Here is an 8,913-nt window from a genome sequence, read left to right as displayed (position 1 = left end):
CGGTCCACCTCCCCCGCGACACACTCCACCCGCTCAACCGCCACACCACACGCCGCCAACCCCTCCACCACAGCCTCGGACCACACCTCACCCGCAGCCACCACAGCAAGCCAACGACCACCCAGCACCCCACCCGACTGCGCCACCAGCGGCTTCCACTCCACCCGATAGCGCCAGTTCTCGGTCGGGTCGGCGACAGGTGCGGGCGTCGGCCAGAAGCGCTCGCGCTGGAACGCGTACGTGGGCAGGTCCACCCGCCGGGCGGCGGGGAAGCACGTACGCCAGTCCACGTCCGTGCCGAGCACAAACGCATGCGAGACAGCGGTCAGCAGGGCTTCCGTCTCGGAGCGGTCCTTGCGCATGACGGGAAGCAGCAGGGCATCAGGTTCCGAGAGGCAGAGCTGTGCCATGGCGGTCAGGGTGCCGTCCGGCCCGACCTCCAGGAGCCGGGACACCCCCTGCCGCTCCAACCACCGCACACCGTCAGCGAATCGGACGGCCTCACGGACATGCCGCACCCAGTAATCGGGGGATGTCAGGTCCTCCGCCGTGGCGAGAGTGCCGGTCACATTCGAGACCACCGGGATACGCGGCTCCGCATACGCCACGCTCTCCGCGACCACCCGGAACTCGTCCAGCATCGGCTCCATCAACGGCGAGTGGAAGGCATGACTCACCCGCAGCCGCTTCACCTTCCGACCCTCGGACTCAAAACGCCCGGCGATCTCGGCAACCGCCAACTCCTCACCGGAAACCACCACCGCCTCCGGACCATTCACCGCAGCAACACTCACCCGCTGCTCAAGCCCCTCCAGCAGCGGCAACACCTCGTCCTCCGACGCCTGAAGCGACACCATCGCCCCACCCGCCGGCAACGCCTGCATCAACCGCCCACGCGCCGCCACCAGACGGCACGCATCCTCCAGCGACAACACACCCGCCACATGCGCCGCCACCAACTCACCAACGGAATGACCCACCAAGTAATCCGGCCGCACACCGAACGACTCCACCAACCGGAACAACGCCACCTCAACCGCAAACAACGCCGGCTGAGTGAAACCCGTCCGATGCAGCGCCTCCGCGTCCTGACCGAACACCACGCCCCGAAGCGACGACTCCAACTCGCCCTCGAAGTGCGCGCACACCGCGTCAAAAGCATCGGCGAACACCGGGAAGGACTCATACAGCTCCCGGCCCATCCCCAGCCGCTGCGCGCCCTGGCCCGCGAACAGCAGGGCCAGCGGGCCTTCTGCCTGCGAGCCACGAATGACGCCGGGGCCGGGGGTCCTGTGGTCGTCGGCGAGCACGGTCAGGCGGTGGACTGCCGATACCGGGTCGCCCACCAGGACCACGGCGCGGTGGTCGAAGCGCAGGGAGCGGGTCGTGGCGAGGGAGAAACCCACGTCCGCCAGGTCCAGCGCGGGGTTGTCCTCGTAGGCCGCACGCAGGCGAGCTGCCTGCGCGCGGAGGGAGGCCTCGGTGCGGGCCGTGAGCACCAGGGGTGTGAGAGACGGGCGTTCCGGCGCGGCGGCCTGAAGGGCCTCGGTGGCGGCCGGCGGTTCGGGGGCGCTTTCCAGGACCACATGTGCGTTGGTGCCACTGATGCCGAACGAGGACACGCCTGCCCGGCAGACACGGCCCGCCGCTTCGTCGTCGAGCGGCCAGGCGACCGGCTCCGTGAGCAGCCGTACGTTGCCCTCGGACCAGTCCACGTGGGGCGAGGGCGCGTCCACGTGCAGGGTGCGCGGGAGCATGCCGTGCTGGAGCGCCAGCACCATCTTGATGACACCGGCGACGCCCGCGGCTGCCTGGGTGTGCCCGATGTTCGACTTGACCGAGCCCAGCCACAGCGGCCGGTCCCCGTCCCGGTCCTGGCCGTAGGTGGCGAGAAGAGCCTGTGCCTCGATGGGGTCGCCGAGGGCCGTTCCCGTGCCGTGCGCCTCGACCGCGTCCACGTCCGAGGGGGTCAGGCCGGCGCTCGCCAGTGCCTGCCTGATCACCCGCTGCTGGGAGGGGCCGTTGGGCGCCGTGAGACCGTTCGATGCGCCGTCCTGGTTCACCGCGGATCCCGCCACGACGGCCAGGACCCGGTGGCCGTTGCGGCGGGCGTCCGACAGCCGCTCCACGAGCACCATCCCGACGCCCTCGCCCCAGCCGGTGCCGTCGGCGCCCGCAGCAAAGGTCTTGCACCGGCCGTCGGGGGCGAGTCCGCGCTGCCGGCTGAACTCGATGAACGCTCCGGGCGTGGACATCACCGTCACACCGCCCACCAGCGCCATGTCGCACTCGCCGGAACGCAGGGCCTGCGCCGCCCAGTGGAGGGCCACCAGCGAGGAGGAGCACGCCGTGTCCACGGTCACCGCCGGGCCCTCCAGGCCGAGGGTGTAAGCCACCCGCCCGGACACCACGCTCGCGGCGTTTCCGGTTCCGATATAGCCGTCGAAATCGTCCGGGGAATTGGCCAGGAGGGCCGGATAGTCCTGGCCGTTGGTGCCCACGAAAACGCCCGCCCGGCTGCCCCGCAGGGAATGCGGATCGATTCCGGCTCGCTCCAGCACCTCCCAGGACGCTTCGAGGAGCAGGCGCTGCTGCGGATCCGTCGCTACCGCTTCCCGGGGACTCATGCCGAAGAAGGCGGGTTCAAACCGGTCCACGTGCTGCAGGAAGCCGCCGGCATTGACGTAACTGGTGCCCAAGTGTGCCGAGTTGGGGTCATAGACCGCATTCAGGTCCCAACCGCGGTCGGCCGGGAATTCCCCGACAGCGTCCACACCGTCCGACAGCAGCTCCCAGAAAGCCTCAGGGCAGTCCACACCGCCCGGGAACCGGCAGCTCATCCCGACAATGGCGAGGGGGTCACCGTCAACCGCCGAGGGCGCTGTCCGCTGCTCGACGTCGTCCTGGGCCGGGGCTATCCGGGTGCGCAGAAAGCCGGCCAGTGCGGTCGGTGTCGGGTAGTCGAAGACCACGGTCGCGCTCAGTGTGAGGCCGCACGCCAGGCCGAGTGCGTTGCGTAGCTCCACGGCGAGCAACGAGTCGACTCCGAGGTCCCGGAAGGGCCGGTTCGGCGGTACCTCGGCGGGCCCCGCGTAGTGCAGCACTCCGGCGGCGTATGACCGGACCAGATCGGTGAGGATTCGTTCTTGTTCGGCCGGTTCCACGCCGGTCAGCTGCTGGCGCAGTGCGGACTGGCGGTCTTCGCCTCCCGTCTCGGCTGCGAGTTCAACTTCGGTGCGGATCTCCGGAAGATCGCCGATCAGCGGGCTGGGGCGCACCGTGGCGAAGGCGGAACGGAAGTCCGTCCAGGTGATGTCGGCTATCACCAGGCCGGGCGTGCCGGAGCAGATCGCGTGCTGCATGGCGTCGACGGCGAGGTCGGGCCGCAGCGGGGACACTCCGCCCCGGCGCATCCGCTGCGCCATGGACGCATCGCTCGCCATGCCGATCTCGCCCCAGGGTCCCCAGGCGAGGGATGTCGCGGGCAGTCCTTCGGCGGCACGCTGTTCGGCAAGCGCGTCCAGGAAGGCATTGGCGGCCGCGTAGTTCGCCTGGCCGGCGGCGCCAAGGGTGCCGGCGAACGACGAGAACAGGACGAAGGCCGAGAGATCACGGTCTCGTGTCGCCTCGTGCAGGTTGACGGCCGAGGTGGCCTTCGCCCGCATGACGGTGGCGAACCGCTCCGTCGTGAGTGAGTCGAGCACGCCGTCGTCGAGTACGGCCGCGGCGTGGAAGACGGCGTCCACGGGGTGTTCGGTCAGGAGTGCCTCGACCGCCTCCGGGTCTGCGACGTCGCAGGCCACCACGGTCACCCGTGCGCCAAGGGCGGTCAGCTCCGCCTCCAGCTCCGGCGCGCCGGGAGCCTCCGGGCCTCGACGGCTGGTGAGGACCACGTGCTCGGCACCGCGCTCGGTCACCCAACGGGCCACACGGGCGCCCAGGGCACCCGTACCGCCGGTGATCAACACCGTCCCCCGCGGTCGCCAGCCGTCGGCGGATTCTCCAGCGACAGCGGGAGCAGGAGCGGGAGCATGAGCCAGCCGGCGGCCGAAGACACCGGATGCCCGCACCGCCACCTGATCCTCAGCGGCCTCGGCCAGCACACCGGCGAGCCGGTCGAGCGCCCTACGGTCCACCGTGTCCGGCAGATCGACCAGACCGCCCCAACGGTCCGGGTACTCCAGAGCCGCCACCCGGCCCAGCCCCCACACGGCTGCCTGCACCGGCTCCGGCCGGCCATCCGACCGGCCCACGCAGACCGCCGCGCGCGTCACCACCCACAGCCGTCCGCCGACGCCGGCATCCCCCTGCGCCTGCACCAGTACCGCGGTACTCATCGCATCCGCGGCGCCCACCGCCAGTACGCCCGTGACCGGCTCGTCACCAGCGGCGTCACGCAACCGCTCGGCCAGCAGTCCACGGTCCGCGTCGGCGGTCCATGCCACCCGCTCAATCCGAGCACCACGTGCCGCCAGCCCGTCCACCACAGCGTCGCAGTACGCGTCTCCCGCTGCCGCCAGTGCAAGCCAGCGCCCGCCCGGTACGCCACCGGAACCGGACTGAGCAGCGAGCGGCTTCCACTCCACCCGATAGCGCCAGCCGTCCACCACCGACCGCGCACGCTGCTGCCGCCGCCACGACGACAAAGCACTCAGTGCCTCATCCCATGTGGCGTCACCGGCAATCGCCAGCTCTCCCGTCAGCGCCGCCGTGTCACCGCGCTCAATCGCGTCCCAGAACTGCGCATCGGCTCCATCGAGCGCTGGGGCCACGCGGCCCTCGTCCTCCGTTCCCGACGCCTCCAGCCAATAGCGGTCACGTTGAAACGGGTATGTCGGCAGATCGACGGGCTGTGTTCCGGGGAGCAGGGCAGCCCAGTCGGGTACGGCGCCGTGGGCGTGCAACTGCGCAATGGCCCTCACCATGTGCGATGTCTCGGACCGGTCCCTTCGCAGTGCGGGAACCGTCATCTGCGTGGAGCTCTCCCCGCATGCCTGGGTCATCGCGGTGAGCGTGCCGTCGGGGCCGATTTCGAGGTACCGAGCGACGCTGCGCTCTTCCAGCCACCGGATGCCATCGGCGAACCGGACGGCCTCGCGGACGTGCCGTACCCAGTAGTCGGGAGACCTCAACTGCTCTGCTGTGGCGAGTTCTCCGGTCACATTCGAGACCACCGGGATACGCGGCTCCGCATACGCCACGCTCTCCGCGACCGCCCGGAAATCGTCCAGCATCGGCTCCATCAGCGGCGAGTGGAAGGCGTGACTCACCTGGAGCCGCTTCGCCTTCCGGCCCTCGGACTCGAAATGCCCCGCAATCTCCAACACCGCGGATTCCGCACCGGAAACCACCACCGCCTGCGGACCATTCACGGCGGCAATGCTCACCCGCTGCTCCTGGCCTTCCAGCAACGGCAGTACCTCAGCCTCGGTGGCCTGGAGCGAGACCATCGCCCCACCCGCCGGCAACGCCTGCATCAACCGACCACGCGCCGCCACCAAGCGACACGCATCCTCCAGCGACAGCACACCCGCCACATGCGCCGCCACCAACTCACCAACGGAATGACCCACCAAGTAATCCGGCCGCACACCGAACGACTCCACCAACCGGAACAACGCCACTTCAAGGGCGAACAACGCCGGCTGAGCAAAGCCCGTCCGGTCCAGCCGCTCCGCATCCGGCTCCGGCCCCGTGCCGAACACCACATCCCGCAGCGGCAACGCCAACTCACCGTCGAAGTACGCGCACACCGCATCAAAAGCGTCCGCGAAAACCGGGAAGGCCTCGTACAACTCCCGGCCCATCCCCAAGCGCTGCGCACCCTGCCCCGTGAACAGGAAGGCTGTTTTCACCCCTGCCTGGGCCGTGCCACGCACAAGGCCTTCGACATGCTCGTCACGGGCAAGGGCGCCGAGTCCCGCGATCAGTTCCGCACGGCTGCTGCCGACGATGACGGCGCGGTTCTCCAGCGCGGCGCGCGTCGAGGCGAGCGAACGGGCGAGGTCCCGTATGCCGTACTCGGGGTGGGCATCGACGTGAGCGAGCAGCCTTCCCGCCTGGTCGCGCAGGGCGGAGTCGCTGCGGGCCGACAGCACCCAGGGCAACAGCGGCAGTCGAACGGCTTCGGTCTTGCCGTCCGGCTGTCCTTCTTCGTGGAGGGGCTCTGCCTCCGGGGCCTGCTCCAGTACAGCGTGCGCGTTGGTGCCACTCACGCCAAAGGCTGAGATCGCCGCTCGCCCCGGCCGGTCGCTCTCCGGCCATCCGATGGCCTCGGTGAGCAGACGTACATTCCCCGCCGACCAGTCCACATGCGAGGACGGCTCATCGACATGCAGTGTCTGCGGCAGCACACCGTGCTGCAACGCCAGCACCATCTTGATGACACCGGCCGCACCCGCGGCGGCTTGCGTGTGCCCGATGTTCGACTTCACCGAACCCAGCCACAGCGGCCGGTCCTCGTCCCGGTCCTGCCCATACGTAGCGAGCAGCGCCTGCGCCTCGATCGGGTCACCCAACGACGTACCGGTCCCATGCGCCTCGACCGCATCCACGTCCGCGGCCGAAAGACCCGCACTCGCCAGCGCCTGCCGGATCACCCGCTGCTGCGACGGACCATTCGGCGCCGTCAAACCATTCGACGCACCATCCTGATTCACCGCGGTACCGCGCACAACAGCCAACACCCGGTGGCCATTCCGCCGGGCATCCGACAGCCGCTCCAGCACCAGCATGCCGACACCCTCGGCCCACCCCGTGCCGTCCGCGGCCTCCGCGAACGCCTTGCAGCGACCATCGGCAGCCAGGCCGCGCTGCCGGCTGAACTCGATGAACGCCCCTGGCGTGGACATCACCGTCACCCCGCCCGCCAGGGCGAGCGTGCATTCACCGGACCGCAGTGCTTGTGCGGCCAGATGCAATGCCACCAGGGAGGAGGAACAGGCCGTGTCCACGGTCACCGCCGGGCCCTCAAGGCCCAGTGCGTAGGCAACACGACCCGACACGACCGAAGTCGAGTTTCCGGTCAGGAGATGGCCACGGACGTCATCGGGAACGTCGCGAAGGCCGGCGCCGTACTCCTGCCCGCTGCATCCGACGAAGACACCGCTGCGGCTTCCCCGTACCCCGAGAGCGTCGATTCCGGCGCCCTCGAAAGCCTCCCAGGAAGCTTCGAGCAGCAGCCGCTGCTGCGGGTCCATCGCGAGCGCTTCGCGCGGTGTGATGCCGAAGAATCCGGGGTCGAATTCGGTGGCGTCGTAGACAAAGCCGCCCTTGCACGAATAGCTCGTGCCCGAGCCATCCGACTCCGGGTCGTACAGCGCATCGGCATCCCAGCCACGGTCCCGCGGCCACTCGGATATCGCGTCTTCTCCGCTGTGCAGCAGGCGCCAGAACTCCTCCGGTGAGCTCACACCACCGGGGAAGCGGCAGCTCATCCCGACGATCGCGACGGGCTCCTGCTGCTGCGATTCCAGCTCCTGTAGGCGCCGACGGGCCTCATGCAGGTCGGTGGTAACCCACTTGAGGTAATCCCGAAGCCGTTCTTCATTCGCCATGTGGAACTTGCCCCATACGTTGTAGACCGGAACGGTTCACTTGCGGCGCTCAGGAACGCCCGAACTCCTGATTGATGAAATCGAAGATCTCGTCGTCCGAGGCCGCATCCAACTGCTGGGACACGGCGGACTTCGAATCATCCTCGGCCACCTCACCCAGCACGGACAGGATGCTCCGAAGACGGGCCTCGATGAGCCCTCTGGCGGCGTTCTTTGGGGAAATTCCTGGAATCGCGCTCGCAAGACGGTCCAGGTCAGCGAGTACAGCCGTCTCCGGCTCGGCGTCCGCGGCACCGAACAGAGTGTCGTGCACATGCTCCGCGAGAAGCTGCGGCGTGGGGTAGTCGAAGACCAATGTGGCGGGGAGCCGCAGGCCGGTTTCGGCGTTCAGTCCGTTGCGCAGCTCGACGGCGGTCAGTGAGTCGAAACCCGAGTCCCGGAAGGCCCTGAGCGGCTCCACGGCCTTCAGATCGCGGAATCCGAGTACGGCAGCCGTGTGGGTACGTACGAGATCGAGTACGGCTTGCGAGCGCTCCACCGCGGAGACATCCGCGATCCTGCCGAGGAAGGACGGTTTTCCTTCGTCGGCCTTCTCCTGGGGCGTGGCACGCAGCGCATCGGCGACTTCCGGCAGGTCGTCCAGCAACGGACTCGGACGGGCACTGGTGAACGCCGGAGCGAAGCGTTCCCACTCCACATCCGCTACCACTACCGAACCCTCACCCGCGCCCACCGCCGACTCCAGAGCCGACACCGCCAGCCCCGGATCCAGGGCCTTCAGCCCACGACGCAGCAGATGCTCCTCCGCGTCTTCCACACCGGCCATCCCACCGCCGGCCCATGGACCCCACGCCACCGCACAACCGACCGCACCTCGCGCACGACGCGCCTGAACCAGCCCCTCGACGAAGGCATTGCCTGCCGCATACGCCGCCTGGCCGCCGCTGCCCCACACACCAGCGATCGACGAGAACACCACAAACGCATCCAGCGCACGGTCACCCAGCACCTCATCCAGCACCACGGCACCGGCGACCTTCGCCCCCATCACCTCAGCAAAATGCTCCGCACCCGCATCCCCCAACGGCACGGAATCCACCACACCCGCCGCATGAACGACAGCATCCACGGCACACCCGGCCAGCAGCTGCTCAACCGCACCCCGATCCGCGACATCGCAGGCCGCCACCGTCACCCGCACCCCGAGCGCCGACAGCTCCGCCTCCAGCTCCGACGCACCGGGAGCCTCCGGGCCCCGACGGCTTGTCAGGACCACGTGCTCGGCACCGCGTTCGGCCACCCAACGCGCCACACGAGCACCGAGCGCGCCCGTACCACCCGTGATCAGCACCGTCCC

Annotated in this window: 2 protein-coding genes; both read right to left on the bottom strand. The window is 69.2% G+C overall.

All coding sequences use genetic code 11. The features are described from left to right. Positions 1-7,556, bottom strand: a 7,556-nt coding sequence (locus tag AB0C46_RS40505) for a type I polyketide synthase (protein ID WP_362834143.1), incomplete at its 3' end; no start/stop codon positions are given. Between the two features lie 49 nt (positions 7,557-7,605). Next, the coding region (locus tag AB0C46_RS40500; RefSeq protein WP_362834142.1) for a beta-ketoacyl reductase at positions 7,606-8,913 on the bottom strand (1,308 nt) is incomplete at its 5' end.

Source organism: Streptomyces sp. NPDC048637 (assembly GCF_040650675.1).
GTDB lineage: Bacteria > Actinomycetota > Actinomycetes > Streptomycetales > Streptomycetaceae > Streptomyces.
This window is presented reverse-complemented; position numbering and strand designations above follow the sequence as displayed.